Annotated in this window: 27 protein-coding genes; 9 read left to right on the top strand and 18 right to left on the bottom strand. The window is 72.4% G+C overall.

The window, feature by feature from the left end; all coding sequences use genetic code 11:
• The first annotated feature begins 53 nt into the window (after nucleotides 1–53).
• The gene (locus ACWDX6_RS02825; RefSeq protein WP_451483154.1) at nucleotides 54–323 is read left to right on the top strand and encodes an STAS domain-containing protein; all 270 of its coding nucleotides are present in this window, start codon (nucleotides 54–56) and stop codon (nucleotides 321–323) included.
• Here the strand turns inward: ACWDX6_RS02825 and ACWDX6_RS02820 are convergent, their stop codons facing one another.
• The 3 genes from ACWDX6_RS02820 to ACWDX6_RS02810 form a co-directional block, all read right to left on the bottom strand.
• The gene (locus ACWDX6_RS02820) at nucleotides 324–1,301 is read right to left on the bottom strand and encodes a sigma-70 family RNA polymerase sigma factor (protein ID WP_451483153.1); all 978 of its coding nucleotides are present in this window, start codon (nucleotides 1,299–1,301) and stop codon (nucleotides 324–326) included.
• An 81-nt stretch (nucleotides 1,302–1,382) separates the two neighbouring features.
• Nucleotides 1,383–2,081, bottom strand: coding sequence for a L,D-transpeptidase family protein (locus ACWDX6_RS02815; RefSeq protein WP_451483152.1), 699 nt, complete (start codon nucleotides 2,079–2,081; stop codon nucleotides 1,383–1,385).
• Between the two features lie 77 nt (nucleotides 2,082–2,158).
• Complete coding sequence (locus ACWDX6_RS02810; protein WP_451483151.1) at nucleotides 2,159–3,433, bottom strand: MFS transporter; 1,275 nt, start codon at nucleotides 3,431–3,433, stop codon at nucleotides 2,159–2,161.
• A 62-nt stretch (nucleotides 3,434–3,495) separates the two neighbouring features.
• Between ACWDX6_RS02810 and ACWDX6_RS02805 the strand changes: the two genes are divergently transcribed.
• Nucleotides 3,496–4,449: a LysR family transcriptional regulator gene (locus ACWDX6_RS02805; RefSeq protein ID WP_451483150.1), complete on the top strand. Its 954-nt coding sequence runs from the start codon at nucleotides 3,496–3,498 to the stop codon at nucleotides 4,447–4,449.
• Between the two features lie 4 nt (nucleotides 4,450–4,453).
• Here the strand turns inward: ACWDX6_RS02805 and ACWDX6_RS02800 are convergent, their stop codons facing one another.
• Nucleotides 4,454–5,230, bottom strand: coding sequence for an alpha/beta hydrolase (locus ACWDX6_RS02800; RefSeq protein WP_451483149.1), 777 nt, complete (start codon nucleotides 5,228–5,230; stop codon nucleotides 4,454–4,456).
• Between the two features lie 115 nt (nucleotides 5,231–5,345).
• On the opposite strand from ACWDX6_RS02800, the gene ACWDX6_RS02795 reads away from it, so the two are divergent.
• Both ACWDX6_RS02795 and ACWDX6_RS02790 read left to right on the top strand, forming a co-directional pair.
• Nucleotides 5,346–6,500, top strand: coding sequence for an adenosine deaminase (locus ACWDX6_RS02795; RefSeq protein WP_451483148.1), 1,155 nt, complete (start codon nucleotides 5,346–5,348; stop codon nucleotides 6,498–6,500).
• A 161-nt stretch (nucleotides 6,501–6,661) separates the two neighbouring features.
• The gene (locus tag ACWDX6_RS02790; RefSeq protein WP_451483147.1) at nucleotides 6,662–7,027 is read left to right on the top strand and encodes a hypothetical protein; all 366 of its coding nucleotides are present in this window, start codon (nucleotides 6,662–6,664) and stop codon (nucleotides 7,025–7,027) included.
• 81 nt (nucleotides 7,028–7,108) lie between these two features.
• Here the strand turns inward: ACWDX6_RS02790 and ACWDX6_RS02785 are convergent, their stop codons facing one another.
• The 5 genes from ACWDX6_RS02785 to afsQ1 all read right to left on the bottom strand — a co-directional run bounded on the left by ACWDX6_RS02785 (nucleotide 7,109) and on the right by afsQ1 (nucleotide 10,890).
• Entirely contained in the window at nucleotides 7,109–7,309 is a 201-nt protein-coding gene (locus ACWDX6_RS02785) for a PspC domain-containing protein (protein WP_451483146.1), read from the bottom strand.
• 60 nt (nucleotides 7,310–7,369) lie between these two features.
• Nucleotides 7,370–7,984 (bottom strand): VanZ family protein, encoded by a 615-nt coding sequence (locus ACWDX6_RS02780; protein ID WP_451483145.1) that lies wholly within the window; start codon nucleotides 7,982–7,984, stop codon nucleotides 7,370–7,372.
• Nucleotides 7,985–8,093: 109 nt separating this feature from the next.
• A complete protein-coding gene (locus ACWDX6_RS02775) occupies nucleotides 8,094–8,735 on the bottom strand; it encodes a hypothetical protein (RefSeq protein ID WP_451483144.1) in 642 nt (213 codons plus the stop codon).
• Nucleotides 8,732–10,204 (bottom strand): ATP-binding protein, encoded by a 1,473-nt coding sequence (locus ACWDX6_RS02770; protein ID WP_451483241.1) that lies wholly within the window; start codon nucleotides 10,202–10,204, stop codon nucleotides 8,732–8,734. Before ACWDX6_RS02770 ends, ACWDX6_RS02775 begins: the two co-directional genes overlap by 4 nt.
• An 8-nt stretch (nucleotides 10,205–10,212) precedes the next feature.
• Entirely contained in the window at nucleotides 10,213–10,890 is a 678-nt protein-coding gene (afsQ1, locus tag ACWDX6_RS02765; protein ID WP_175439295.1) for a two-component system response regulator AfsQ1, read from the bottom strand.
• A gap of 159 nt (nucleotides 10,891–11,049) precedes the next feature.
• On the opposite strand from afsQ1, the gene ACWDX6_RS02760 reads away from it, so the two are divergent.
• Nucleotides 11,050–11,778: a SigE family RNA polymerase sigma factor gene (locus ACWDX6_RS02760; RefSeq protein WP_451483143.1), complete on the top strand. Its 729-nt coding sequence runs from the start codon at nucleotides 11,050–11,052 to the stop codon at nucleotides 11,776–11,778.
• 106 nt (nucleotides 11,779–11,884) lie between these two features.
• On the opposite strand, the gene ACWDX6_RS02755 is transcribed toward ACWDX6_RS02760, so the two are convergent.
• Nucleotides 11,885–12,514 carry an ATP-binding protein gene (locus ACWDX6_RS02755; RefSeq protein ID WP_451483142.1) on the bottom strand — a complete coding sequence of 210 codons (630 nt, stop codon included), beginning with the start codon at nucleotides 12,512–12,514 and terminating at the stop codon, nucleotides 11,885–11,887.
• A gap of 119 nt (nucleotides 12,515–12,633) precedes the next feature.
• On the opposite strand from ACWDX6_RS02755, the gene ACWDX6_RS02750 reads away from it, so the two are divergent.
• Entirely contained in the window at nucleotides 12,634–12,936 is a 303-nt protein-coding gene (locus tag ACWDX6_RS02750; RefSeq protein WP_451483141.1) for a hypothetical protein, read from the top strand.
• A gap of 132 nt (nucleotides 12,937–13,068) precedes the next feature.
• Here the strand turns inward: ACWDX6_RS02750 and ACWDX6_RS02745 are convergent, their stop codons facing one another.
• The 3 genes from ACWDX6_RS02745 to deoC are packed head-to-tail and all read right to left on the bottom strand — an operon-like array spanning nucleotide 13,069 to nucleotide 16,381.
• Nucleotides 13,069–13,953, bottom strand: coding sequence for an aldehyde dehydrogenase family protein (locus ACWDX6_RS02745; RefSeq protein ID WP_451483140.1), 885 nt, complete (start codon nucleotides 13,951–13,953; stop codon nucleotides 13,069–13,071).
• A complete protein-coding gene (locus ACWDX6_RS02740) occupies nucleotides 13,946–15,382 on the bottom strand; it encodes an aldehyde dehydrogenase family protein (RefSeq protein ID WP_451483139.1) in 1,437 nt (478 codons plus the stop codon). Before ACWDX6_RS02740 ends, ACWDX6_RS02745 begins: the two co-directional genes overlap by 8 nt.
• A 6-nt stretch (nucleotides 15,383–15,388) precedes the next feature.
• Nucleotides 15,389–16,381, bottom strand: coding sequence for a deoxyribose-phosphate aldolase (gene deoC / locus ACWDX6_RS02735; RefSeq protein ID WP_451483138.1), 993 nt, complete (start codon nucleotides 16,379–16,381; stop codon nucleotides 15,389–15,391).
• 170 nt (nucleotides 16,382–16,551) lie between these two features.
• Between deoC and ACWDX6_RS02730 the strand changes: the two genes are divergently transcribed.
• Complete coding sequence (locus ACWDX6_RS02730; protein ID WP_451483137.1) at nucleotides 16,552–17,178, top strand: PH domain-containing protein; 627 nt, start codon at nucleotides 16,552–16,554, stop codon at nucleotides 17,176–17,178.
• A gap of 130 nt (nucleotides 17,179–17,308) precedes the next feature.
• Here the strand turns inward: ACWDX6_RS02730 and ACWDX6_RS02725 are convergent, their stop codons facing one another.
• From ACWDX6_RS02725 to ACWDX6_RS02710, 4 genes are all read right to left on the bottom strand, one after another.
• Nucleotides 17,309–18,487 (bottom strand): hypothetical protein, encoded by a 1,179-nt coding sequence (locus ACWDX6_RS02725; RefSeq protein ID WP_451483136.1) that lies wholly within the window; start codon nucleotides 18,485–18,487, stop codon nucleotides 17,309–17,311.
• A 179-nt stretch (nucleotides 18,488–18,666) separates the two neighbouring features.
• On the bottom strand, nucleotides 18,667–20,316 hold the full coding sequence (locus ACWDX6_RS02720) for a phospho-sugar mutase (protein WP_451483135.1): 1,650 nt from the start codon (nucleotides 20,314–20,316) through the stop codon (nucleotides 18,667–18,669).
• A 158-nt stretch (nucleotides 20,317–20,474) separates the two neighbouring features.
• Complete coding sequence (locus ACWDX6_RS02715) at nucleotides 20,475–21,278, bottom strand: purine-nucleoside phosphorylase (protein WP_451483134.1); 804 nt, start codon at nucleotides 21,276–21,278, stop codon at nucleotides 20,475–20,477.
• A gap of 230 nt (nucleotides 21,279–21,508) precedes the next feature.
• Entirely contained in the window at nucleotides 21,509–21,946 is a 438-nt protein-coding gene (locus ACWDX6_RS02710) for a gamma-glutamylcyclotransferase (RefSeq protein WP_385148936.1), read from the bottom strand.
• Between the two features lie 194 nt (nucleotides 21,947–22,140).
• Here ACWDX6_RS02710 and ACWDX6_RS02705 point away from each other — a divergent pair, with 194 nt between their 5' ends.
• Together ACWDX6_RS02705 and ACWDX6_RS02700 are read left to right on the top strand one after the other, a co-directional pair.
• A complete protein-coding gene (locus ACWDX6_RS02705) occupies nucleotides 22,141–23,580 on the top strand; it encodes an NAD(P)H-quinone dehydrogenase (RefSeq protein ID WP_451483133.1) in 1,440 nt (479 codons plus the stop codon).
• Nucleotides 23,581–23,793: 213 nt separating this feature from the next.
• Nucleotides 23,794–24,726 carry a DeoR/GlpR family DNA-binding transcription regulator gene (locus tag ACWDX6_RS02700; RefSeq protein WP_451483240.1) on the top strand — a complete coding sequence of 311 codons (933 nt, stop codon included), beginning with the start codon at nucleotides 23,794–23,796 and terminating at the stop codon, nucleotides 24,724–24,726.
• 58 nt (nucleotides 24,727–24,784) lie between these two features.
• Here the strand turns inward: ACWDX6_RS02700 and ACWDX6_RS02695 are convergent, their stop codons facing one another.
• Nucleotides 24,785–25,330, bottom strand: coding sequence for a TetR/AcrR family transcriptional regulator (locus ACWDX6_RS02695; protein WP_451483132.1), 546 nt, complete (start codon nucleotides 25,328–25,330; stop codon nucleotides 24,785–24,787).
• Nucleotides 25,331–25,333: the final 3 nt, after the last annotated feature.

Raw genomic sequence — 25,333 nt, 5'->3', positions numbered from 1 at the left:
GGCCGCAGCCTAGGGGGGCGATGAGTTCCGGCCGTGACGGGGGTCTCCTTGGTGTGGACACCAGTCAACCGATCGTTCTCACCCTCGTCGGCCGGGTGACCCCGGCCGACGTGCCGCGTCTGTGCGCCGAGCTCGCCGGCGCCCGGCCCGGCGATGTGATCTGTGAGATCAGCGCGCTCACGCACGCCGATCTGACCACCGTCGACACCCTCGCCCGGCTGAGGCTGGCCGCCGGGCGCCTCGGGCACCGGGTCAGCTTCCGGGGCGCCGGGGCCGAGCTGCGGCGCCTGCTCGACCTCGTCGGCCTCGCCGACCTCGTATGACTACGCCTCCAGCCGCTCCGGCATGTCGAACAGCGGGAACCACCGCTTCGTGTCCAGGAAGAAGTCCATCCCGGCGACCTTGCCCTCGCGGATGTCGAGGACGATCAGTGCCCACGGGCTGTATCCGCCCTCCGGGTCCGGGTGGTACTGCGCGAACGCCGGGGCGCCGTTGGCCACCGTCGGCACCAGCTTCGAGCCCGCGCAGACCTCGCCGACGCCCAGCATCCAGCCCACGATGTCGTCGTGACCGCGCAGCCACAGGTCGTACGGCGGCATGGACATCGTCGCGTCCTCGTGGAGGAGCGCGGTCAGCGCCTTCATGTCGTACCCCTCGAAGGCGGCGACATAGCGCTCGAGCAGCTCCTTCTGCTCCTCGTCCAGCGGGTTCGCCGGGGCCGAGGCGGCCGGTTCCTGCTCGGCGAGCGTGGCACGCGCCCGCTGGAGCGCGCTGTTGACCGACGCGACCGTGGTCGACAGCAGTTCGGCCACCTCGCTCGCCTTCCAGGCCAGCACCTCGCGCAGGATCAGCACCGCCCGCTGTTTGGGAGGCAGGTGCTGCAGCGCGGCCACGAACGCCAGCCGCACGGTCTCGCGGGACACCGCCGTCTCCGCCGGGTCGGCGACCGACGGCAGCACCCGCCCGTCGGGCACCGGCTCCAGCCAGGTGATCTCCGGCCGGGCGTTCAACTGCGCCTGGGCGACGGGGGTGGCGGCCGTCAGATCCATCGGTCTGGCCCGCCTGTTGCTCGCGTTGAGCGAGTCCAGGCAGACGTTGGTCGCGATGCGGTAGAGCCAGGAGCGCAGCGACGAGCGCCCCTCGAAGGAGTCGATGGACCGCCAGGCGCGGACCATCGTGTCCTGGACGGCGTCCTCGGCCTCGAACGCCGAGCCGAGCATCCGGTAGCAGTAGCCGGTCAGCTCGGTGCGGTACTTCTCCAGCTGCGAATCCAGATCGCCGGTCGTCGCCAGATCGCTCATCGGGTCCACCCCACTCGCCCCTCATCGGCACCGACGCGGTGCCGATGAGGGGAAGTTACCGCAGCCCACCGACAGCGGGGGTCAGGTTCCCGGCTTGCGCCCGTAGACGTACACGTCGTCGCCGTTCCTGAGCAGATTCCAGTACGCCTTCGCGTCGGCCGGGCGCATGTTGACGCACCCGCCCGACCCGGGCGGGTTCCACATCGACTTGGTCGTGGAGTGGAAGGCCTGGCCGCCGTCGAAGAACTGCGCGTACGGCATGGAGACGTGGTAGAGCGTCGACCAGTGGTTGATGTTTCGCCAGTAGATCTTCTTGGAGCCGGTGCGGGTCTCGGTGCCGTTCTTGCCCGTACGCACCGGAACCGGGCCGTACTTCAGCCGTGCGCCGTCCTGGATCCAGCTCAGCTGGCGGGTCAGGTCCACGCACGCGATCCGGCCCCGATCGGTCGGGCACGACCCGGCCTTGTTCGGGTTGGTGCCGGCCGCCTTCTGCGCCAGCATCGTGTTCATCGTCCGCCAGGTCAGCGGCCCGGCGTACCCCTGTGCCGGGGTGATGCCGTGCTTGCGCTGGAACGTCTGGACCGCCAGGCAGTCCGCCCGCGACTGCCGGCCGTCCACCGGTCGGCCGAGGAACTTCTCCACCTGCTTCTGGTACGGCCCCGTCGTCACGTTGCACGACGAGGCCGCCTGGGCCGGTGCGGCGCCGAGGGCGACCGTCAGCGGCACCACCATCGAGGTGATGCCGAGGACGATCCCGGTCCGCTTGCGTATGGCTCCCATGATCACCAACTCCCCCTAGGGTCCTACGACGTAGGACGAACGAAGAGCCGGTGCGGTTGTACGTTCTCCGTACGGATTCAGGCCGCCGTACGGACCTGGAAGCGGCGGGCCTCGGCCCGCGCCGCCACGCGCGCGCTGTGGCTGCCGTACAGGGTGATCGACACGACGCCGAGGACCGCGACCAGTCCGAGCAGGACCGTGCCGGCCCAGCCGCCGGCGTGGAAGGCGATCGCGCCGAGCGTGCCGCCCACGCTGCTGCCGACGTAGTACGCCGACTGGTAGAGCGCCGACGCCTGGGCGCGGCCGGTCTTCGCCGTACGGCTCACCGAGGAGGAGGCGACCGCGTGCCCGGCGAAGAACCCGGCGGTGATCAGGACCAGGCCGAGCAGGACGGCGGTCAGGGTGTCGGCGAGCGACAGCAGCAGTCCGGCCGCGGTCGTGCCGACGGCCAGGTAGAGCGCGCCGCGCCGGCCCAGGCGGGCCACCAGCTTCCCGGCCGCGGCCGAGGAGACCGTACCGACGAGGTAGACGAGGAAGATCGAGCCGACCACGCCCTGCGGGAGCGAGAACGGGGCTTCGACCAGGCGGTAGCCGATCACGGTGTAGACCGCGCCGAACACCGTCATGAACAGGGCGCCGATGGCGTACAGACGCATCAGCAGCGGGTCGGACAGGTGGGTGCGCACGGTCTGGGCCAGTGCGCGGGGGTTCAGTGAACCGGGCGTGAAGTGGCGGGCCTTGGGGATCAGCAGCCGGAAGACGACCGCGCAGGCCACGGCCATCAGACCGACCGCGAGGAGTCCGGCGCGCCAGCCCCACAGCTGGGCCGCCCAGCCGGTGACGATCCGGCCGCTCATGCCGCCGATGGAGTTGCCCGCGACGAACAGGCCGATCGCGGCGATCAGTGCCTTCGGCCGCACCTCCTCGGCCAGGAACGCCATCGCGGAGGCCGGCAGACCGGCGAGCGCCGCGCCCTGGACCGCGCGCAGGGCGACCAGCCACTCCAGGCTCGGAGCGAACGGCACGAGCAGTCCGACGACGACCGCGACGGCGAGGGAGGCGGTCATCAGCGCGCGCCGCCCGAAGCGCTCGGACAGGGCGCTCATCGGAAGGACGAGGAGGGCGAGGGCGCCGGTCGCGGCGGAGACCGTCCAGGAGGCGGCGGAGGCGGTGGCGCCGAACTCCGCCGAGATCGCGGGCAGGAGGGCCTGGGTGGAGTAGAGAAGAGCGAAGGTGGCGAGTCCGGCGGCGAAGAGAGCGAAGCTCATACGGCGGTAGCCGGGGGCACCGGGGGAGAGGCGGGTGTCGGCGACCGTGCTGGTGGCGGCCGCCTTGGTACTGGCGGGAGGCATGAATCGAACGTAGGCCGGATCATTTCATGCGTCCAATGCATGGAACTGCTGTAATCGTTCCCATGGTGCATGAGTACAGGTCACAGGGTCGGCTGTCACCGGGTAGTTACGAAGAAGACATGGGACTGCTGCTCGCGCCCCGGCTGGCGTACTTCGCGGCGGTGGCCCGGCACGAGCATGTGACCCGGGCGGCGGCCGAGATGGGCGTCCCGCAGTCGACGCTCTCACGGGCGATGGTCAGGCTCGAACAGGACCTGGGAGTCGCCCTCTTCGCCCGCAAGGGACGCACGGTCTCCCTGACCCCGGCCGGCCGGACGTTCCTCGCCTCGGCCGAGCGGGCGCTCGCGGAGGTGGAGCGGGCGGCGGACTCCGTACGGGCGGACGCGGACCCCACGGCGGGGCGGGTCGCCTTCGGGTTCCTGCACACGATGGGCTCGGAGACCGTGCCGGGGCTGATCCGGGCCTTCCGGGTCGACCACCCCCGGGTCCGCTTCACCCTCGTCCAGAACTACGGCGAGGCGATGATCGAACGCCTCCGGGCCGGGGACCTGGACCTGTGCCTGACCTCCCCGGTCCCGGACGCGCCCGACCTGGTCGCCCGGCGCATCGACGAACAGCGCCTGCGCCTGGTGGTGCCCGACGACCACCGCCTCGCGACCCGCAGGCGCGTCCGCCTCGCGGAGGCCGCCGACGAGACGTTCGTGACGCTGGAGCCCGGCTACGGGCTGCGCCGCATCACCGACGACCTGTGCGCGGAGGCCGGGTTCAGGCCCCGCGTCGCCTTCGAGGGCGAGGAGGCCGAGACCCTGCGCGGCCTGGTCGCGGCGGGCCTCGGCGTGGCGCTGCTGCCGCCCCCGGCCGTCCCGCGCCCCGGCGTCGTCGAACTCAACGTCACGGCCCCCCGCGCCGTCCGCGAGATCGGCGTCGCCTGGCTCGACGGCCACCCGGACACCGCCCCGGTGGCCGCCTTCAAGAAGTTCCTCCTGAGCAAGCGGGGCCATCTCCTGCCGGAGTGACGGCTCACCGCCGCGGCGAGCGGCCGAACCCCGCCGCCAGGGGCATCCGCAGACCCAGCGGCGGCGGGGCCGCCAGCGCGTCGGCGAGCGGGCGGGCGTACGGGCGGGAAAAGAGTGAACCGAGCACGAAGTCGCAGGCCAGGGCCCGCACTTCGGCGTGGTACTGGCGCAGCGCGTGGCCGTCCGAGTGGACCTCGAAGCGGCAGGTGTCGCGATTCGACTTCTTCGCCCGCTCCGCGAGCCGGTACGACAGCTCCGGGTCCGTCCGCGCGTCGTTCGTGCCGTGCACGATCAGCACCCGGCGCCCCACCAGCTGCCGTACCGGCTCCGGCTCCGCCGCCACGTCGTCCTCCGGCAGCCAGGGTGCCAGCGCGAGCACCGCGCCGACCGCCTCGTGCCCGCCGGCCCGCAGCGCCGCCCTCGCGCCCATCCCATGGCCGGCCAGACAGACCGGCACGTCGCCGTAGCGCCGTACCACCTCCGCCACCGCCCAGCTCGCGTCCGAGGCGAGCCGCGCGTCCGCGCCGTTCCAGCCCCGGCCCCGGTAACGCACCACGTGCGCCACGAGACCGTCCGCCCGCCCGGCTCCCACCAGCCGCCGGGCCAGCGGCAGCAGGGCCAGGTGGGCACGGCCGGAGGCGCGCCGCCCGGACGCCACCTCGCCGTCGGGAAGGAGCAGGACCACGCCGCCCACCGAGGTGACCGGGTGCGATGCGCCGACGGGCCGTCCGAGCCGGGGTGTCCGGCTGTCGGCAGTCCCTACGAGTGCGGAGTGCGCCATGGCAGAACAGTCTCAGAAGCCGAGGTGTACGCCATCCGTACGCGCGGTCACTGTTACGTATCGACAGGGGAGTGGAGAGGGGGCGCTCTACGCGCGTAGGGGCTAGAGTGCCGCAATGACGAGCCAGATCCCGAACGTCCCCACCACGGACCAGATCCGCCGCGCCCCGAAGGTGCTCCTCCACGACCACCTCGACGGCGGTCTGCGCCCCGCGACGATCCTCGACCTCGCCGCCGCCCAGGGCTACGGCAACCTCCCCGAGACCGAGCCCGACAAGCTCGGCAGCTGGTTCCGCGAAGCCGCCGACTCGGGTTCGCTGGAGCGCTATCTGGAGACCTTCGCGCACACCTGCGCCGTCATGCAGACCCGTGAGGCGCTCGTGCGCGTCGCCGCCGAGTGCGCGGTGGATCTCGCGGAGGACGGTGTCGTCTACGCCGAGGTGCGGTACGCCCCCGAGCAGCACCTGGAGGCCGGACTCACCCTCGAAGAGGTCGTCGAGGCCGTCAACGAGGGCTTCCGGCAGGGCGAGCGCCAGGCCAGGGCGAACGGCCACCGCATCCGGGTCGGCGCCCTGCTGACCGCCATGCGGCACGCGGCCCGTGCCCTGGAGATCGCCGAACTGGCCAACCAGTACCGCGACTCCGGCGTCGTCGGCTTCGACATCGCCGGCGCCGAGGCCGGCTTCCCGCCCACCCGCCACCTCGACGCCTTCGAGTACCTCAAGCGGGAGAACAACCACTTCACCATCCACGCCGGTGAGGCCTTCGGGCTGCCGTCCATCTGGCAGGCCCTGCAGTGGTGCGGCGCCGACCGGCTCGGCCACGGCGTCCGCATCATCGACGACATCGAGGTGTCCGACGACGGTTCGGTGAAGCTCGGCAGGCTCGCCGCGTACGTACGGGACAAGCGCATCCCGCTGGAGATGTGCCCGACCTCCAACCTCCAGACCGGCGCCGCCGCCTCCATCGCCGAGCACCCCATCGGACTGCTCCGCAGGCTGCACTTCCGCGCCACCGTCAACACCGACAATCGGCTGATGAGCGGGACGAGCATGAGCCGGGAATTCGAGCTGCTGACCGAGGCGTTCGATTACACGCTCGATGACATGGCGTGGTTCACGGTCAATGCGATGAAATCAGCTTTCATTCCTTTCGACGAACGCCTCGCCATGATCAATGACGTGATCAAGCCAGGATATGCCGAGCTGAAGTCCGAATGGCTGTTCCAGCAGACCGCCACGACCAGCGAGTCTCCCCGCCGGGACGGCTGATACAGCATCCGGGAAAAAGGCCGAAGCGGCCGGGTGACACGATCCCGGCCGCTTTTCGGTGTTTGCGGGAGCTTCTTTTGCTGGCTAGGTTTCGAAGCCGCTCCGCATTCTCCGAATTCCGCTTTCCCGGAAGCTCCAAGATCCCCAAGGATGATTTTCTGATGAAGCAGTCTGCCGCCAAGACGCTCGGTGTCGCCGCTCTCGGCGCCGCTTTCGCCGCTGCCGCCGCCGGCACGGCCGCCGCCGCGGCCGCGCCCGCCGAACCCGCCGCCCTGGGTCTGGTGACCCAGACGGTGCCGCTGGGCGACGGCCTGACCGAGCTCCCCGTCGGCGTCTCGGAGACCCTCGTCGCCGGGGAGGGCGCGCTGGGCAACGGTCTCGACCAGGGCCTCAAGGCGGTCCCCGGCGCGCTGGCCCACCCCATGGAGAGCGTCCGCGTCGACGGCGCGACCGACCTGCTCGACGGCGCCCCGGTCGGCCAGGTCACCAACCTCCTCGGCGGCCTGCCGCTGGGCCTCGGCCTCTGAGCCTCCCGTACGGACCCGTACGGCACGAGGGCGCCCACCCCGGGCAGGGGTGGGCGCCCTCGTGCGTGTCCCCGCGGCGGACTACCAGGCCGTGCTCGCCGGCTTCTCCGCCGGCAGCAGTATCCACAGCGCCAGGTAGAGCAGGAACTGCGGACCGGGCAGCAGGCACGAGACGAGGAAGATGACGCGCATGGTGGTGGCCGACATGCCGAAGCGCCGTGCCAGCGCTGCGCACACTCCGCCGATCATGCGGCCGTCACGGGGGCGGACAAGTGCGGCCATGGTGGGCTCCTTCGAGAGGCGTGTACCGGGAGCCGCTCCGTCGGGCTCCCGATGCATCCATCATCGCCCCGAACCGGGGGACAAAACGTCGGTCCACGGGGCGACTCCGACCCTGGTAATCGTCGGGGTACGCCCCTGAGGGCTCTCCTCCCGCAGCAGGGCCGCGCCCGGACCGCGACGTGCCCCCGAGGAGGACCGGCCCCCTCCGGCGTCCTCCCGGCGGCGCAGGCGCGCCCGCCCCGCGGGCACCACCAGCAGATGGGCCAGCGCCACCCCGGCGCTGTTCAGCAGCAGCGAGTCCACGTCCACGACCTGCCCGGGCACGGCGGTCTGGAGCAGCTCCACGGCGAGGGACACCAGCACCCCGGCCGCGACGGTCCGGGCCAGGGACGCCCACGGCGACACGTACAGCCGCCCCTCCGCCATCGGCAGCAGGACACCGAGCGGGGCGAGCAGCAGCAGGCCCTCGCCGAAGCGGCGGGCCGCCTCGGCCGGACCGAGCGCCAGATCGGCCTTGATCCCGGCGAGGGGGGTCAGGTTCGGCGCCGCCACCCAGGCCACGTCGAGTGGGCGGAGCGTCACCCAGGCGACGAGCATCAGATGTGCGAGGAGAAGGGCGAACCCCGCCACGCGTACGACCACGGCGGCACTGCCGCTCGAACCTTGACGCTGCACGCACCCCTAGACGCGCACCGGCCCGGAATCGGTTCCGCCGCCGCGCGGAGCACCTCGTTCGGAGGAACGTTCCGCCGAGTCGGCCCCCAGCGGGCGCCCGGGCCCCGGGTCAGGAGGCCGACGGCGACGCCACGGGCACCGTCGGGGCCACCGACTCCGGTCGCTCCCGCAGCTCGGTCGTGCACTGGTAGCGGCGCGGCGCGTAGCCGCCGGGACCGCCGAGCACGACGGTGTCCGCGCCCGCGCCCGCGGAACTGCGCGCGAAGGTGCAGACGATCTGCGACAGCGCGGTCGCCGTCAGATCCTCCGGCTGCCGGCTCAGCCGCAGCGTGCCCGCCGGATCGCCCCCGCGCCCGCCGGTGACGGACAGCGGCCCCTTCACGGCCGTGGAGAACCCGGCCTCGCGCTCGCTCTCCGACGGCTCGGCCCGCAACTGGTCCAGCAGCGCCGACGCGGTCGGCACCGGATCCCCGCTCGCCTTCTCCTGCGGCAGCGGCGCCCGGCGGTCCACCGCCGTCAACTGCGAACCGCACACCAGGAAGACCCGGACCGGAATCCCCGCCGACTGCGTGGTGACGTCCTCCCCGGAGACGCTGCACGGCACCCGCGACGGGGCCGGACCCGCGTCCACGGGCACGGACGTGGTCCTGATCCCGCAGCCCTGGAGCAGCACCGACAGCACGGCCACGGCCGTCGCCGCGGCGCCCGCCCCGGTACGGCGCCCCACTCCCGTACGGCGACGTCGTATCAACGCTCCCCACCCTCTCCCGGCTCCCCCTGGCTCGGCAGCCGCAGCACGAAGACCGCGCCGTCGCCGTCCGGTGAGTTCGCCGCCGTGATCGAACCGCCGTGGATCAACGCGTTCTCCATGGCGATCGACAGACCCAGACCGCTGCCCTCCGAACGCGGCCGTGACGCGCTCGCCTTGTAGAACCGGTCGAAGACATGCGGCAGGACCTCCTCCGGGATGCCCGGACCGTGGTCCCGTACCTCGATGACCAGCTCCCCGTCCTCCGTACGGATCGCCACCCGCACCGGCGATCCGCCGTGCTTGAGCGCGTTGCCGATCAGATTCGCCAGGATCACGTCGAGGCGGCGCGGATCGAGCCGCGCCACGATGCCGCGCTCGGCGTCCAGCTCCACCGCGTCCAGCCACGCCCGCGCGTCGATGCAGGCGGTGACCTGATCGGCGACGTCCACGTCGTCCAGGACGAGCCGGGCGGTGCCCGCGTCGAAGCGGGTCACCTCCATCAGGTTCTCCACCAGGTCGTTGAGGCGGCGCGTCTCGCTCACCACCAGCGCCACCGCCGGCGCGATCATCGGGTCCAGGGAGTCCTGCTCGTCCTCCAGGACCTCGGTCACCGCGGTCAGCGCCGTCAGCGGGGTGCGCAGCTCGTGCGACATGTCGGCGACGAAGCGCCGGCTGGACTCCTCCCGCGCGCTCATCTCCGCGACCCGCTTCTGCAGCGACTCGGCCGCGCTGTTGAACGTCCGGGACAGCTCGGCCAGTTCGTCCGTACCCGACACCCGCAGCCGGGTGTCGAGCTTCCCCTCGCCCAGCCGCCGGGCCGCCTCCCCGAGCCGGTGCACCGGCCGCAGCACGGTCGTGGCGGCGGCCTGCGCGAGCAGCGCGGAGCCGATCAGGGCGAGCGTGGTCGCGATCCCCAGCGACCAGGCCAGCGAGTTCAGATCCGCCCGCTCGGCCTCCAGCGACTTGGACATGTACCCCGTCGGGCCACCGCCCTCGACCTTCGCCCCGCCCACCAGGTACGGCGTCCCGCCGCGCTGGGTGCGCTGCCAGAACAGGTGGTACGGGTAGGCGTTGGCGTCCGTCACGGGCCGCGCCGTCTCCACCTGCTTGCGCAGCTCGGGCGGGACGTCCTTCAGCGTGAACGTGTCCGGGTTCGAGGCGCCGACGATCGGCTTGCCCTCGTCCCGCTCCCCGAGCAGCAGCACGCTGTACCCGGCGCTGCCGCTCGCCATCTGCTCGGCGGCGCGCCCCAGTTCCTCCTCGGTGGGGTGCAGGGGCAGCGTCGCGGCCCGGTTCTGCATCTCCTGCCGGAAGTCGTTCAGCGCCCCGTCCTGGGTACGGGTGAGGACCGCCTCGCGGTTCAGCCAGTAGGCGATGCCGGAGGCGGACGCGGCGGCGGTGAGCGCGACCAGGGCGAAGACGACGACCAGACGCAGTCGCAGGCTGGTCAAGCGCAGCCCGGCGAACATCCCCTTTCTCACGCAGGGACGTCCAGTCGGTACCCGACGCCCCGTACGGTACGGATCAGGGTCGGGGAGGACGGCACGTCCTCCACCTTGGCGCGCAGGCGCTGGACACAGGCGTCGACCAGACGCGAGTCGCCCAGGTAGTCGTGCTCCCACACGAGGCGCAGCAGCTGCTGGCGCGACAGCGCCTGCCCGGGCCGCCGGCTCAGCTCCAGGAGCAGCCGCAGTTCGGTCGGCGTGAGCTGGAGATCCTCCCCGTTCTTCGTCACCGTCATCGCCGAACGGTCGATGACGAGTGAACCGAACGTCGCCGAGTCGGTGGACTCCCGCTCGCCGCGCCGCAGCACCGCACGGATCCGGGCGTCGAGGACCCGCCCCTGGACCGGCTTGACGACGTAGTCGTCGGCCCCGGACTCCAGGCCGACGACCACGTCGATGTCGTCGCTGCGCGCGGTCAGCAGAATGATCGGCAGCTGGTCGGTGCGCCGGATGCGCCGGCACACCTCGAAACCGTCGATCCCGGGCAGCATGACGTCCAGCACGACCAGGTCCGGCCGCTGCTCGCGCAGCAGCTTCAGGCCGTCCTCGCCCGTCGCCGCGGTGGCCACTCGGTGGCCCTGGCGTGACAGGGAGAGTTCGAGGGCCGTGCGGATGGCGTCGTCGTCCTCGATGAGCAACAGGAAAGGCACGGCGCCATTCTGTCCCATGCGGCCGCCCGAGTTCGACTGTGCGGCACCACCTCGGCCTGTGACACGGCTGTGACAGTCGGCGGACAGCGCGATGAAGTCGGCCGGGCAGGCTTCTTGGCACACGGACCGAAGCAGACTCCAACCGACGGGGGGCGCGAGATGAACGCACTGCACAGCACCACCTCAAGCGCAGTTGTCACGCGTCTCCACGATGTCGTCGTGCGGGGCGGTACGGAGAAGTCCGGCGTCGTGAACGGACGGGGGTGTGTTCGCAGCGCCGGGCGTCAGCACAAGGCGTCCTACATGGTCGCCGTGGCTGACGGGGGAGCGGCGTACGGGGAGGTCACGGGGGAGCGGCAGACGGCGTCCGAGGCGGAGTTCACCGCCTACGTCGCCGAGCGCCGCGCCTCCCTGTACGCCACCGCCTACCACCTGACCGGTGACCGCTTCGAGGCCGAGGACCTGCTCCAGAGCGCGCTGTTCTCGACGTACCGGGCCTGGGACCGGATCAGCGACAAGGCGGCCGTGGGCGGCTATCTGCGCCGCACCATGACGAATCTGCACATCAGCGCGTGGCGCCGGCGCAAGCTGAACGAGTACCCGACGGAGGAGCTGCCGGAGACGGCGGGCGACACGGACGCGATGCGCGGGACGGAGCTGCGGGCCGTGCTGTGGCAGGCGCTGGCCCGACTGCCCGAGATCCAGCGCACGATGCTGGTGCTGCGCTACTACGAGGGCCGTACGGATCCAGAGATCGCGGAGATCCTGGACATCAGTGTCGGCACGGTGAAGTCGAGCATCTGGCGCTCCCTGCGCCGGCTGCGCGAGGACGAGGTCCTCAGCTTCGGCCGTGACGAGGAGGAGTCCTTCGGCGAGCTGGTGGCCTGAGGGCGCACGGGGGACAACGGGGGGCGTACGGGGGTACGGGGGAAAGACGCGGGTCGGACGAGCCGGGGGGGCTCGTACGGCCCGCGTCGTGCGTGACGGGTGTGCTTCAGCGGGCGGCCGGCGTGCGGTGGCGGCCGGCGGCGGCCGCGGTGAGGCGGCCCAAAGCCTCCGGCTTCGCGCAGGGATGGGCACCCAGGGCCGCCTGGCGGGCGACGATGGCGCGTTCGGCGCGCATCAGGCGCCAGCCGCGGCGCAGCAGGAAGGGGACCGACTTGCGGCCCTCCCTCAGATCCCGCAGCAGCCGGCGGCGGAACGTCGTCGACGGGCGGCCCCGCAGGCACAGCGCGTCGGCCAGGACGCCCAGTTCCCGGCAGCGGGCCACGATCTCCGCCGCGAAGATGCCCTCCGCGACGAACAGCGGCGTCCGCCCGATGTCCAGCCGCTCGCGGTCCACGCGCGCGCTGGCGGCGATGTCGTACACGGGGACGTCCGTCCGGCCGGTGCCGCACAGCTCCACGATCGCCGCGACGGCGGCGTCCGCGTCCCAGGAGAGCGGGGAGTCCCAGTCGATGTCGGCGCTGCCGGCCACCAGCGGGAGCGTCGGGTCGTCGGCCTCCTTGTAGAAGTCGTCGAGACGCAGGACCGGAAGGCCGGTGACGGCGGCGAGGGACGACTTGCCGGAGCCGGAGGGGCCCGCGAGCAGGACGACACGGGTCGGGATCGGTTGGGAACTCACGGGACACCAGTGTGAGGCATTCCCCCGGGCCGGGGACCCCCCAGGGAGGCGGTGGTATCGAGCGTCACATCTCAACTACGCTCTGTCGCCTCGCGATCACTCCACGTCTAAGGACTCTCATGGCGCGTCACGCACACCCCAGGACCCTTCGCCGCGGCGCCCTGCTGAAGGCCGGGCTGACCGCGACGGCCGCGGGAGCGGCGGTCCTCGCGCTGGCCGCCACCGCCCAGGCGGCCCCGGTCACCCCCGCGCCGACGCCCGTGAGCACGCTCCTCGGCAGCGACGCGACCGAACTCGGCCAGGAGCTGGCCGGCGACGTCGGCCGCCACATGGGCCCGTTGTCACGGTTCCGGCTGGACCCGGAGGCCGACACCGAGGCCGCCGACGCCGAGCCGGCGGCCCCGACGGTCGAGCGGGGATGAGCACCGCTCGCCGTGTCCCGAGCGGGCCCGGAGGCGTCCCAGGGACCCCGAGACCGAAACGGTCAGGGGGCGCGGACAGGTGTGGGCCTTCGCTCCGACTCGGCGGAACGAAGGCCCACAGCCCCATCACAGCTAGTAAGCGGAGCCGGAGGCTCCCAGGCTGCCCGTCGGGTGCCAGACCGTCTTCGTCTCCAGGAAGGCCGTCAGGCGGTCCGTGCCCGGGTCCGTCGTGAACTCCGTCGCACGCGGGCGCAGGACGCGCTTGAGGTTGTCCGCCGCCGCGATCTCCAGGTCGCGCGCGAGCTCCGCGTCCGCGCCCGTCAGGTCGATCGCGTTGACGTCCTGGTGGGCCGCCAGGTGCGGGCCCATCTCCGCGGCCTTGCCGGAGAGGATGTTCACCACACCGCCCGGCAGGTCGGAGGTGGCCAGCACCTCGCCCAGGGACAGCGCCGGCAGCGGGGACTTCTCCGAAGCGATCACCACGGCCGTGTTGCCCGTCGCGATCACCGGCGCGATCACCGACACCAGGCCGAGGAAGGAGGACTCCTGCGGGGCGACGACCGCCACCACGCCCGTCGGCTCGGGCGTCGACAGGTTGAAGAACGGGCCCGCGACCGGGTTCGCCCCGCCCGCGATCTGGCCGATCTTGTCCGTCCAGCCCGCGTACCAGACCCAGCGGTCGATCGCGGCCTCGACGACCTCCGCCGCCTTGGACTTGGACAGGCCCTCCGCGTGCGCCACCTCGTGCACGAACTGGCTCTTGCGGCCCTCCAGCATCTCGGCGACGCGGTAGAGGATCTGGCCCCGGTTGTACGCCGTCGCCCCCGACCAGCCGCCGAACGCCTTGCGCGCCGCGACGACCGCGTCACGGGCGTCCTTGCGCGAGGAGAGCGGCGCGTTGGCCAGCCACTTGCCCTTGGAGTCGGTCACTTCGTACACCCGGCCGCTTTCGGAGCGGGGGAACTTGCCCCCGACGTACAGCTTGTAGGTCTTGAGGACGCTCAAACGGTCAGACATCGAGGTACGCCTCCAGGCCGTGGCGACCGCCCTCGCGGCCGTAGCCCGACTCCTTGTAGCCGCCGAACGGCGAGGTCGGGTCGAACTTGTTGAACGTGTTGGCCCAGACGACACCGGCCCGGAGCTTGTTGGCCACGGCCAGGATCCGCGAGCCCTTCTCCGTCCAGATGCCGGCCGACAGGCCGTACTGGCTGTTGTTCGCCTTGGCGACCGCCTCGTCCGGCGTACGGAACGTCAGCACGGAGAGGACCGGGCCGAAGATCTCGTCGCGGGCGATGGTGTGCGCCTGCGTGACGTTCGTGAAGAGTGTCGGGGCGAACCAGTAACCGGAGCTGGGCAGTTCGCAGGCCGGCGACCAGCGCTCGGCGCCCTCCGCCTCGCCCTTCTCCACCAGCGCGGTGATCCGGGACAGCTGCTCGGCCGAGTTGATGGCGCCGATGTCGGTGTTCTTGTCCAGCGGGTCACCGAGGCGGAGCGTCGAGAGCCGCCGCTTCAGACTGTCCAGCAGCTCGTCCTGGATCGACTCCTGGACCAGCAGGCGCGAGCCCGCGCAGCAGACCTGGCCCTGGTTGAAGAAGATGCCGTTGACGACGCCCTCGACGGCCTGGTCGATCGGCGCGTCGTCGAAGACGATGTTCGCGCCCTTGCCGCCCAGCTCCAGGGTCAGCTTCTTGTGCGTGCCGGCGACCGAGCGCGCGATGGACTTGCCGACGGCGGTGGAGCCGGTGAAGGCCACCTTGTTCACGTCCGGGTGCTCGACCAGCGCGGCGCCGGCGTCCCCGTACCCGGGCAGGATGTTGACGACGCCCTTGGGCAGTCCGGCCTGGCGGCAGATGTCCGCGAAGAAGAGGGCGGACAGCGGGGTGGTCTCGGCGGGCTTCAGGACGACCGTGTTGCCCGTCGCGAGCGCCGGGGCGATCTTCCACGCCAGCATCAGCAGCGGGAAGTTCCACGGGATGACCTGGCCGGCCACGCCGAGCGGGCGCGGGTTCGCGCCGTAGCCGGCGTGGTCGAGCTTGTCGGCCCAGCCGGCGTAGTAGAAGAAGTGCGCGGCGACCAGCGGGAGGTCCGCGTCGCGGGTCTCCTTGATCGGCTTGCCGTTGTCCAGGGTCTCCAGGACGGCCAGCTCACGGCTGCGCTCCTGGATGATCCGGGCGATGCGGAAGAGGTACTTGGCGCGCTCGGAGCCGGGCAGCGCCGACCACTTGGCGAACGCCGCGCGGGCCGCCCTCACCGCGCGGTCGACGTCCTCGGCGCCCGCGCGGGCCACCTCGGAGAGGACCTCCTCGGAGGAGGGCGAGACGGTCTTGAAGACCTTGCCGTCGGCCGCCTCGACGAACTCGCCGTCGATGAACAGGCCGTACGACGGGGCGATGTCCACGACCGAGCGCGACTCGGGCGCCGGTGCGTACTCGAATACAGATGCCATGATCGATCAGTCCACCGTGACGTAGTCGGGGCCGGAGTAGCGGCCGGTCGCCAGCTTCTGACGCTGCATGAGCAGGTCGTTGAGCAGGCTGGAGGCGCCGAAGCGGAACCAGTGGTTGTCCAGCCAGTCCGGCCCCGCGGTCTCGTTGACCAGCACCAGGAACTTGACGGCGTCCTTGGTGTTGCGGATGCCGCCGGCCGGCTTCACGCCGATCTGGACGCCGGTCTGGGCGCGGAAGTCGCGCACGGCTTCCAGCATCAGCAGCGTGTTGGCCGGGGTGGCGTTGACCGCGACCTTGCCCGTCGAGGTCTTGATGAAGTCGGCGCCCGCCATCATCCCGAGCCAGGAGGCGCGGCGGATGTTGTCGTACGTGGACAGCTCGCCGGTCTCGAAGATGACCTTGAGGCGGGCCCTGTCGCCGCACGCGGCCTTGACGGCGGAGATCTGCTCGAAGACCTCCAGATAGCGGCCGGCGAGGAAGGCGCCACGGTCGATGACCATGTCGATCTCGTCGGCGCCGGCGGCGATCGCGTCGGCGGTGTCCGCGAGCTTCACGGGGAGCGCGGCGCGCCCGGCCGGGAAGGCGGTGGCGACGGAGGCGACCTTGACGTCGGAGCCCGCGAGGGCGGCCTTGGCGGTGGCCACCATGTCGGGGTAGACGCAGACGGCGGCGGTCGTCGGGGTCGTACGGTCGGTCGGATCGGGGTTGACGGCCTTGGCGGCGAGCGCCCGGACCTTGCCCGGGGTGTCCGCGCCTTCGAGCGTCGTCAGGTCGATCATCGAGATGGCCAGGTCGATGGCGTACGCCTTGGCCGTGGTCTTGATCGAGCGGGTGCCGAGGGACGCGGCGCGCGCCTCCAGGCCGACGGCGTCGACGCCGGGCAGCCCGTGGAGGAAGCGGCGCAGCGCACTGTCGGACGCGGTCACGTCGGCGGCAATGGGGGCACCTCCCGCGCCGAAGGCCGCGGGGGAGGGTGCTGCGGGTGCAGTGGTGGGCATGGTCACCAGTCGAGCATATCTACGCGCGTAGCGACCTGTACAGGGCCGGGGTCTGTCTCCGGGACGAACACCCTGGTCGAGACGTGTCGCCGTGACGGCTGTCACAGACCGGACCGGGCCCGTCGAGCCGCCCGAACCCGCCGGGGACGCCCTGAGGCAGAATCGGCCCTATGACGAGCCCCCAGCCGCCCGCCGAGCCCGCCTACGCCGACCGAGTCTTCCGCTCGCCCCTCGGGATCGCGGGCGGTGTCCTGATGATCGGGCTCAGCGCCTGGTTCTGCGGCGACGCGATCGTGCGCGGCGAGGGCCGGACGCCGTGGCTGGCGCTGGCCGCGCTGCTCCTGGTGGTGCCGCTCATCGCGGCCTTCACGATCCGGCCCGCCGTGTTCGCCAACGAGGACCGGCTCCGGGTCCGCAACCCGTTCCGCGACATCACCCTGCCGTGGGCGGCCGTCGCCGACGTCCGGGCCGGATACTCCAGCGAGGTCTTCACGCAGGAGGGGGACAAGTACCAGCTCTGGTCCATCCCCGTCTCCCTGCGTCGGCGCAAGAGCGCGGCCCTCCGCCAGGCGCGCGACGCCGCGCAGGGCGCCCCGCAGGGCCGCACGGCCGGCGCGGCCGACGCGGGCCGGCGGGCACCGGCCGACCAGACGATCGCCGACCTCCGCGACCTCGCGGAGCGCTGCGCCGGCCGCCCCGGCGCACAGGGCGAGCCGGAGGTGCGCTGGGCGTACGAGATCATCGCGCCGGCGGTGGCGGGCCTGCTCCTGCTCGTGGTGCTGCTCGCCACCCGCTGAGCGCGCCGCGCCGGACCGGGGGGCTGCTGAGTCCGCCCCGGACGTGGCCCCGCACCGCTCCGGACGGGGGGGCCGTGAAGACGGGGGCCGCACGCACCGGCCGCCCGCCCCCGCCCCCGACGCGGCGGCCTCACGGCGGCCCGTACCAGACCAGGAGCATGTGGCCGCCCAGCCACGCCGAGGACAGGGCCGCGCCGGTCAGCGCCATGGCGGCCACGTGGCGGCGGGCGCGGCTGATCGCGAGGGCCAGGGGGAGCAGCAGGGGGAAGCCCGGGAGCAGGAAGCGGGCGCGCGGGAAGTACACGCCCCCGCTGCCCAGGACCACCAGGAGCAGCACCCCCGCGAAGACCAGCAGCGGCAGTGGCTGACGGTCGGCGAGACAGAGCAGGTACAGGCCCGTGGACACCACCAGGACCACCGACACGACCGCCAGGAAGAACTGCGGGTCCTTGTTGTAGACGAGGTGCGTGCGCAGTGCGAGCCGGGTGACCTCGCCACCGTCCCACTCGTTGCCCCACAGCTTCTGCACCGCGAAGTAGCCGTCCCAGCGGCCGAGGCGCCACCCCACCCATCCGACGTAGCCCAGCCAGCCCAGCGGCGCGACGAGCGCGGCGGCCAGCGCCGGGCGGCTGCCGCGCCGGGCCGCGAGGAGACCGGCGGCGACCACCGCCGCCGCGACCGCGACCCCGGTGGGCCGGGTCAGTCCCGCCGCGACGGAGAGCCCCGCCGCCCACGCCCAGCGGCCGTCGAGCGCCGCGTACAGCCCCCAGGCGGCGAGCGCGGTGAAGAGCGACTCCGTGTACCCCATCCACTGGACGACGGCGACCGGCAGCGAGCCCCACAGCACCGCGAGGACCGTTCCCACCCGGCGGCCGTGGAGCCGGTCGCCGACCGCGAAGATCCCCCAGGCGGCGACCAGGGAGCAGACCACCGCGAGCACCAGGCCGACGGAGGCCCGGGAACCGGGCGTGACGGCCGCGAGAGCCTTCACCAGCGCCGGGTAGAGCGGGAAGAACGCCATGCTCCTCGGGTCGCCGGAAGCGCTGTCCCCGTACCCGTGCTCCGCGATCCCGAGGTACCAGCGGGAGTCCCAGCTCGCTGCCAGCTCCGGCCAGACGCCGTGGCCCTTCAGATGCGTCCAGCGGGCCAGCACGGCCAGTCCCACGAGCCGTACGGCCAGATAGCCCAGAAGCGCCGGGGCCGCGTGCCGCACGGTGCCGCGCACCCGTTCCGGCAGGCCGTCCCGGGGCGGGGACGGGGGTCGCCGGGAGGCGGGAACGGTCGGTCGTACGGTCAGGACCGGGGGCACTGCGGCGGCTCCAGGCGGTGGGTGGCGGGACACCGGGTCACCCTGGCCCGGACCCGCTGTGCGCGGGACGCGCGTTGGGTCCGTTGCCGTACCGGATTCACTCGTACGGGACACCCGCCACGCCGAGGGGCCCCTGCGGACAGGGGCCCCTCGGCCGAAAGCACTTGTGGAGGCGGCGCTCAGAGACCGGCGGCGTCCGCCAGGTCCCGCTTGATCGCCGCGAGGATCTCGGCGCCCTTCGCGCGGGCCGACGACAGCTCGCTCGCACCGCCGACGGGGACCACGACCTCCAGGTAGCACTTGAGCTTCGGCTCGGTGCCGCTCGGGCGGACGATGACCCGGGCCTTGTACGCGCCGTCCAGGTAGTAGCGCAGACCGTCCGTCGGCGGCAGCGTCGCCGTGCCCTTCGTCAGGTCCTCCGCCTCCGTGACGGTCAGCCCGGCCAGCGACACCGGCGGCCGCTCGCGCAGCGCGCTCATCGCGTTCGCGATGACGCTCAGGTCCTCCACCCGCACCGACAGCTGGTCGGTCGCGTGCAGCCCGTGGGCCACCGCCAGGTCGTCGAGGAGGTCCGTCAGCGTACGGTCCTTCTCCTTCAGCTCCGAGGCCAGCTCGGCGACGGCCAGCGCGGCCGTGATGCCGTCCTTGTCGCGGACGCCCTCGGGGTCGACGCAGTAGCCCAGCGCCTCCTCGTAGCCGTACCGCAGGCCCTCGACGCGGGCGATCCACTTGAAGCCGGTCAGGGTCTCCTCGTGGCCGACCCCGGCGGCCTCGGCGATCCGGCCGAGCAGCGAGGACGACACGATCGACTCGGCGAAGACGCCCCGGGCCCCCTTGTGGACCAGGTGCGCCGCGAGCAGCGCGCCCACCTCGTCGCCGCGCAGCATCCGCCAGCCGCCCTCGACGGTGCCGTCCGGCACCGCCACCGCGCAGCGGTCGGCGTCCGGGTCGTTGGCGATGACGATGTCGGGCTCCACGACACGGGCCGCCTCGAAGGCGAGGTCCATCGCCCCCGGCTCCTCCGGGTTCGGGAACGCGACCGTCGGGAACGCCGGGTCCGGCTCGGCCTGCTCGGCGACGAGCGCCGGCGCCGGGAAGCCGGCGCGGGCGAAGGCGGCCGTCAGGACCTCCTTGCCGACGCCGTGCATGGCGGTGTAGACGGTCCGCACGGTCCGGGGCGAGCCCGGGGTCAGAACGGCGTCGGTACGGGCGAGATAGGCGTCCAGGACCTCGTCGCCCAGGGTCTCCCAGCCCTGCGACGGGCGGGGCACGTCGTGCAGCGAGCGCACCGCGTCGATCTCGGCGGCGATCTCCGCGTCGGCCGGCGGCACGATCTGCGAGCCGTCACCGAGGTAGACCTTGTAGCCGTTGTCGCGCGGCGGGTTGTGGCTCGCGGTCACCTCGACGCCCGCGACGGCGCCCAGATGCCTTATGGCGAAGGCGAGGACGGGCGTCGGCAGCGGGCGGGGGAGCAGGGCGGCGCGCAGTCCGGCGCCGGTCATCACCGCGGCGGTGTCCCGGGCGAAGTCGGCCGACTTGTAGCGGGCGTCGTAGCCGATGACGACGAGTCCGCCGGCCTGCCCCTCGGCCTTGAGGTACGCGGCGAGACCGGCGGCGGCCCGGATGACGACGGAACGGTTCATCCGCATGGGCCCGGCGCCCAGCTCGCCGCGCAGCCCGGCCGTACCGAACTGGAGTGTGCCGCTGAACCGGGCGGCGAGCTCCTCGCTCTCACCGGCCTCGATGAGCTGGGCGAGCTCCTCGCGGGTCTCGCTGTCGGGGTCCTCGGCGAGCCACGCCTCGGCCCGGGCGATGAGGTCCTGCGTCACGGTGTGTGCCTCTCTGCTGCTGTCTTACACGTGCGGGGTACGGGTACCCCCGCTCTGCCGAGGGGCCTGAGGGGCGCTCCGACCGGCCGTCGCCGGTCGCGCGCCCCCGCGGCCCGCCTCGCTCCTACCCGTACCCCGGTGGCGCCGGAAGGCGGCCGTCAGATCCGGTCGAGCACCCGGGTGAGCAGCTCGCCCATGCGCGCGGCCGAGTCACGGCCCGCCTGGAGGACCTCCTCGTGGTTCAGCGGCTCGCCCGAGAGGCCCGCCGCCAGGTTGGTCACCAGGGAGATGCCGAGGACCTCGGCGCCGGCCTCGCGGGCCGCGATGGCCTCCAGGACGGTGGACATGCCGACCAGGTCGCCGCCGAGGACGCGGACCATGTTGATCTCGGCCGGGGTCTCGTAGTGCGGCCCGGGGAACTGGACGTAGACGCCCTCTTCGAGGGTCTCGTCGACCTCCTGGCACAGCGCGCGCAGCCGCGGCGAGTACAGGTCGGTGAGGTCCACGAAGTTCGCGCCGACGATCGGGGAGGCGGCCGTCAGGTTGATGTGGTCGCTGATCAGGACCGGCTGGCCGGGGCGCATGCCCTCGCGCAGACCGCCGCAGCCGTTGGTGAGCACGACCGTCTTGCAGCCGGCGGCGACGGCGGTGCGCACACCGTGGGCGACGGAGGCGACGCCCCGGCCCTCGTAGAAGTGCGTGCGGCCCAGGAAGACCAGCACCCGCTTCTCGCCGATCTTGTACGAGCGGACCTTGCCGCCGTGGCCCTCGACGACCGGGGGCGGGAAGCCGGGCAGCTCGGTGACCGGGAACTCGGCCTCCGGCGCTCCGAGCGCGTCGACGGCCGGCGCCCAGCCGGAACCCATCACCAGGGCGACGTCGTGGTTCTCGGTGCCGGTCAGCTCGCGAAGACGCGCGGCAGCGGCCTCGGCGGCCTCGTACGGGGTGGCAGTTGCGTTCACTGACTCTCTCGCCTCGGGGAGGGGGTGTCCGAGGAAGGCCCCGGACGGATTTCATACGCGCAGAAGCGTAGCCCGAGAATCCCTACGCGCGTAGATGACGATGCTGACGGACATGCGATCGTTGTCTTGTCGTTTCCGACGAACGGCCCGGCGGGCCGCGTGCAAGACGTTCCGCCGAGCCGATCCGGCCACTCGGGGCACGTGCCCCGGCGACCCGCGGCGCGCGGGCCTCAGCAGGGGCGCTTGCGCAGCTCCATCACATAGTCGTGCGGCGCGCCCGCCGACTCGGCCGCGTCCGCGATCTCGCCGAGGTAGCGGGCGGACGGCAGACCGCCCTCGTACGCGTTGAGGACGTACAGCCACGCCGGCTCCTCGCCGTCCAGGGTGTGCACCCGCACCCGCATCCGGCGGTAGATGTCGAGGCCGACACCCTCCCAGCGGTCCATGGAGTCCTCGTCCATCGGCGCGATGTCGTACAGCGCCACGAACACCTGGGAACGCGGTGCCTCCACGATCGTGGCCAGCGCGCCCTCCCAGCCCATCTGCTCACCGCCGAAGGTCAGCCGCCAGCCGTTGAGCCAGCCGGTGCCGCGCAGCGGGGAGTGCGGGGCGCGGCGGGTCATGAGCCGCGCGTCGAGGTTGCCGGCGTACGCGGCGTAGAGCGACATGGGATCGAGGGTACGGGAGGGGGAGGGGTGATCGCGGAAGTCCGCGGCGGGGCCGTACGGAGGCCCCGACGAGTGGCCGCCCCGGGCGTACGGGACAATGGGGTACGCACTTGAAGCGTGCGGGACAATGGCGTACGCACTGCAGCCCAGCGGGGGACCCCCCGGCAGAACGAGAGCGCGAGGCGTAGATCCCAGTGACCCGGATCGTGATCATCGGCGGCGGACCCGGCGGATACGAGGCGGCCCTCGTGGGCGCCCAACTCGGCGCGGAGGTGACCGTCGTCGACACCGACGGCCTCGGCGGCGCGTCCGTCCTGACCGACTGCGTCCCCTCGAAGACCCTCATCGCGACGGCCGAGGTGATGACCACCTTCGACTCCTCGTACGAGGAGCTGGGCATCATCGTGGCCGACGACACCCCGCACGTGGAGCAGGCCGCCCGCGTCGTCGGCGTCGACCTCGGCAAGGTGAACCGGCGGGTGAAGCGCCTCGCGCTCGCCCAGTCCCACGACATCACGGCCTCCGTCACCCGGGCGGGCGCCCGCGTGCTGCGAGGCCGGGGCCGGCTGTCGGGCCGGCAGGCCGTGGACGGCTCGCGCCAGGTGATCGTGACCGCCGCCGACGGCTCCGAGGAGTCGCTGACCGCCGACGCCGTGCTGATCGCGACCGGCGGGCACCCGCGCGAGCTCCCCGACGCGCAGCCCGACGGCGAGCGGATCCTGAACTGGACCCAGGTCTACGACCTCAAGGAGCTCCCCGAGGAGCTCATCGTGGTCGGCTCCGGTGTGACGGGTGCCGAGTTCGCCGGCGCCTACCAGGCCCTCGGCTCCCGGGTCACCCTCGTCTCCTCCCGCGACCGCGTGCTGCCCGGCGAGGACCCGGACGCCGCCGCCGTCCTGGAGGACGTCTTCCGCCGTCGCGGCATGAACGTCATGGCCCGCTCGCGCGCCGAGTCCGTCAAGCGCGTGGGCGAGCGCGTCGAGGTCACCCTGGCCGACGGCCGGGTCATCTCCGGCACGCACTGCCTGATGGCGGTCGGCGCGATCCCGAACTCGGCCGGCATGGGTCTGGAGGAGGCCGGGGTCCGGCTGAGGGACTCCGGGCACATCTGGACCGACAAGGTCTCCCGCACCTCCGCCCCGGGCGTCTACGCGGCCGGTGACGTCACCGGTGTCTTCGCGCTGGCCTCGGTGGCGGCGATGCAGGGCCGGATCGCGATGTACCACTTCCTCGGCGACGCGGTGACCCCGCTGAACCTGAAGACGGTCTCCTCGAACGTCTTCACCGACCCGGAGATCGCGACCGTCGGCTACACCCAGGCGGACGTGGACGCGGGCAAGATCGACGCCCGGGTGGTCAAGCTGCCGCTGCTGCGCAACCCCCGCGCGAAGATGCAGGGCATCCGGGACGGCTTCGTCAAGATCTTCTGCCGCCCGGGCACGGGGATCGTGGTCGGCGGCTGTGTCGTCGCCCCGAAGGCGAGCGAGCTGATCCATCCCATCTCGATCGCGGTCGACAACAATCTGACGGTCGAACAGATCGCGAACGCGTTCACCGTGTACCCCTCCCTGTCGGGCTCGATCGCGGAAGTGGCACGGCAGTTGCACACCCGAAAGACCGGCGGCGAGAGCTAGCGCCCGCCCGGGACGCCCTCGCGCCCGGGGAGATCCGGACAACCCCCGGCAAGCAGGGGCATGGAGCAGACAACGACGGGGCCTCCCTTATCACTTGGAGGCCCCGTCTGTGTGCAACTTCTGCAATTCACCGCATAGTGCTGAAAAGTATCTGCCGCTCAGGTTACTGTCAGTTTCGTGTTCGCTGCAGAACGTCGTCAGTTGATCCTCGAAATGGTGCGCGCCAACGGGGCCGTGTCGCTCCGTGAGCTCGCCCGCGTCGTCCAGACCTCAGAAGTGACCGTACGGCGAGACGTGCGGGCGCTGGAGGCAGAAGGACTCCTCGACCGCCGGCACGGCGGTGCGGTACTGCCGGGCGGGTTCACGCGAGAGTCCGGCTTCCCGCAAAAGTCCCATCTCGCGACCGCGGAGAAGACGGCGATCGCCGACGTCGCCGCGAGCCTCGTCGAGGAGGGCGAGGCCATCGTCGTCGGCGCCGGGACGACCACGCAGGAGCTGGCCCGCCGGCTCGCCCGCGTGCCCGGTCTGACCGTGGTCACCAACTCCCTGCTCGTCGCCCAGGCGCTCGCCCACGCCAACCGGGTCGAGGTCGTCATGACCGGCGGCACGCTGCGCGGCTCGAACTACGCGCTGGTGGGCAGCGGGGCCGAGCAGTCCCTCCAGGGGCTTCGGGTCTCCCGCGCCTTCCTGTCCGGCAGCGGACTGACCGCCGAGCGCGGTCTGTCCACGTCCAACATGCTCTCGGCGAGCGTGGACCGGGCGCTGGTGCAGGCGGCGGCGGAGGTCGTGGTCCTCGCCGACCACACCAAGCTGGGCACCGACACGATGTTCCAGACGGTGCCGACGGATGTGATCACCCGGCTCGTCACCGACGAGCCCCCGGCACATGACGACCGGGCCGCGACGGAGCTCCAGGCGCTGGCCGACCAGGGTGTCCAGATCGCCGTGGCCGGTACGGGCGCGGGTGCGGGCACGGGCGGTGACCCGGTCCCCCCGGGCGGCCGCCCGCGCCGTGACGTGCCCCTCCCCGGTCAGCGCGGCGGCAGGCATCCGTCCGGACAGTTCCGCGGCGTCACCGCCGCGATGGCTGCCGAGCCGCTCGCACCGGAACGCACGGCGCGCGTCGCGGACATGCGCCGCCGCTGACCTCCGAGGCCTGAGCGCTGGAGGCCGGCGGGCATGCCGTGCGCTGACTCGCGGGGCCTCAGCGCTTGAGGCCCCGCAAGGTCAGCGTGAGGAGCCGGTCCGCCAAGCCCTCGTCGTCCGGGGACTGTTCGGCCGCGAGGGCGATCGCGTTGGTGAGCTGCATCAGATCCCCGATCGACACGTCGTCGCGGACCGCTCCGGCCTCACGGGCCCGGTCGAGCAGGCGCTCACCGGCGGCGCGCAGCGGGACGCTGCACTGCGAGAGTGCCGAAGTCTCGTCGTACGAAGCCGACATGAGCGCACGCGCGAGGCCCCGGTACTCACCCGCGTGGGTGACCAGGGCGCGCAGCCACTCCACGAGCGCCCGGCACGGCTCCTCGGCCCCGGCGAGCTCGCGGGAGCGCTGGAGGAGTGCCGCCAGCGCCTCCTGGAAGACCGCGTTCATCAGGGCGTCGCGGTTCGGGAAATGCCGGTAGAGGGTGCCGATCCCGACGCCCGCGCGCCGGGCGACGTCCTCCAGAGAGGCGTCCGTGCCGTGTTCCGCGAACGCGGCACGGGCCTCGGCGAGCAGCCGTTCGTGGTTGCGGCGCGCGTCGGCACGCATCAG

The organism is Streptomyces sp. NPDC003027 (genome assembly GCF_053591435.1).
The sequence above is the reverse complement of the archived record's forward strand: the minus strand, read 5'-3'. Positions and strand labels throughout refer to the sequence as shown.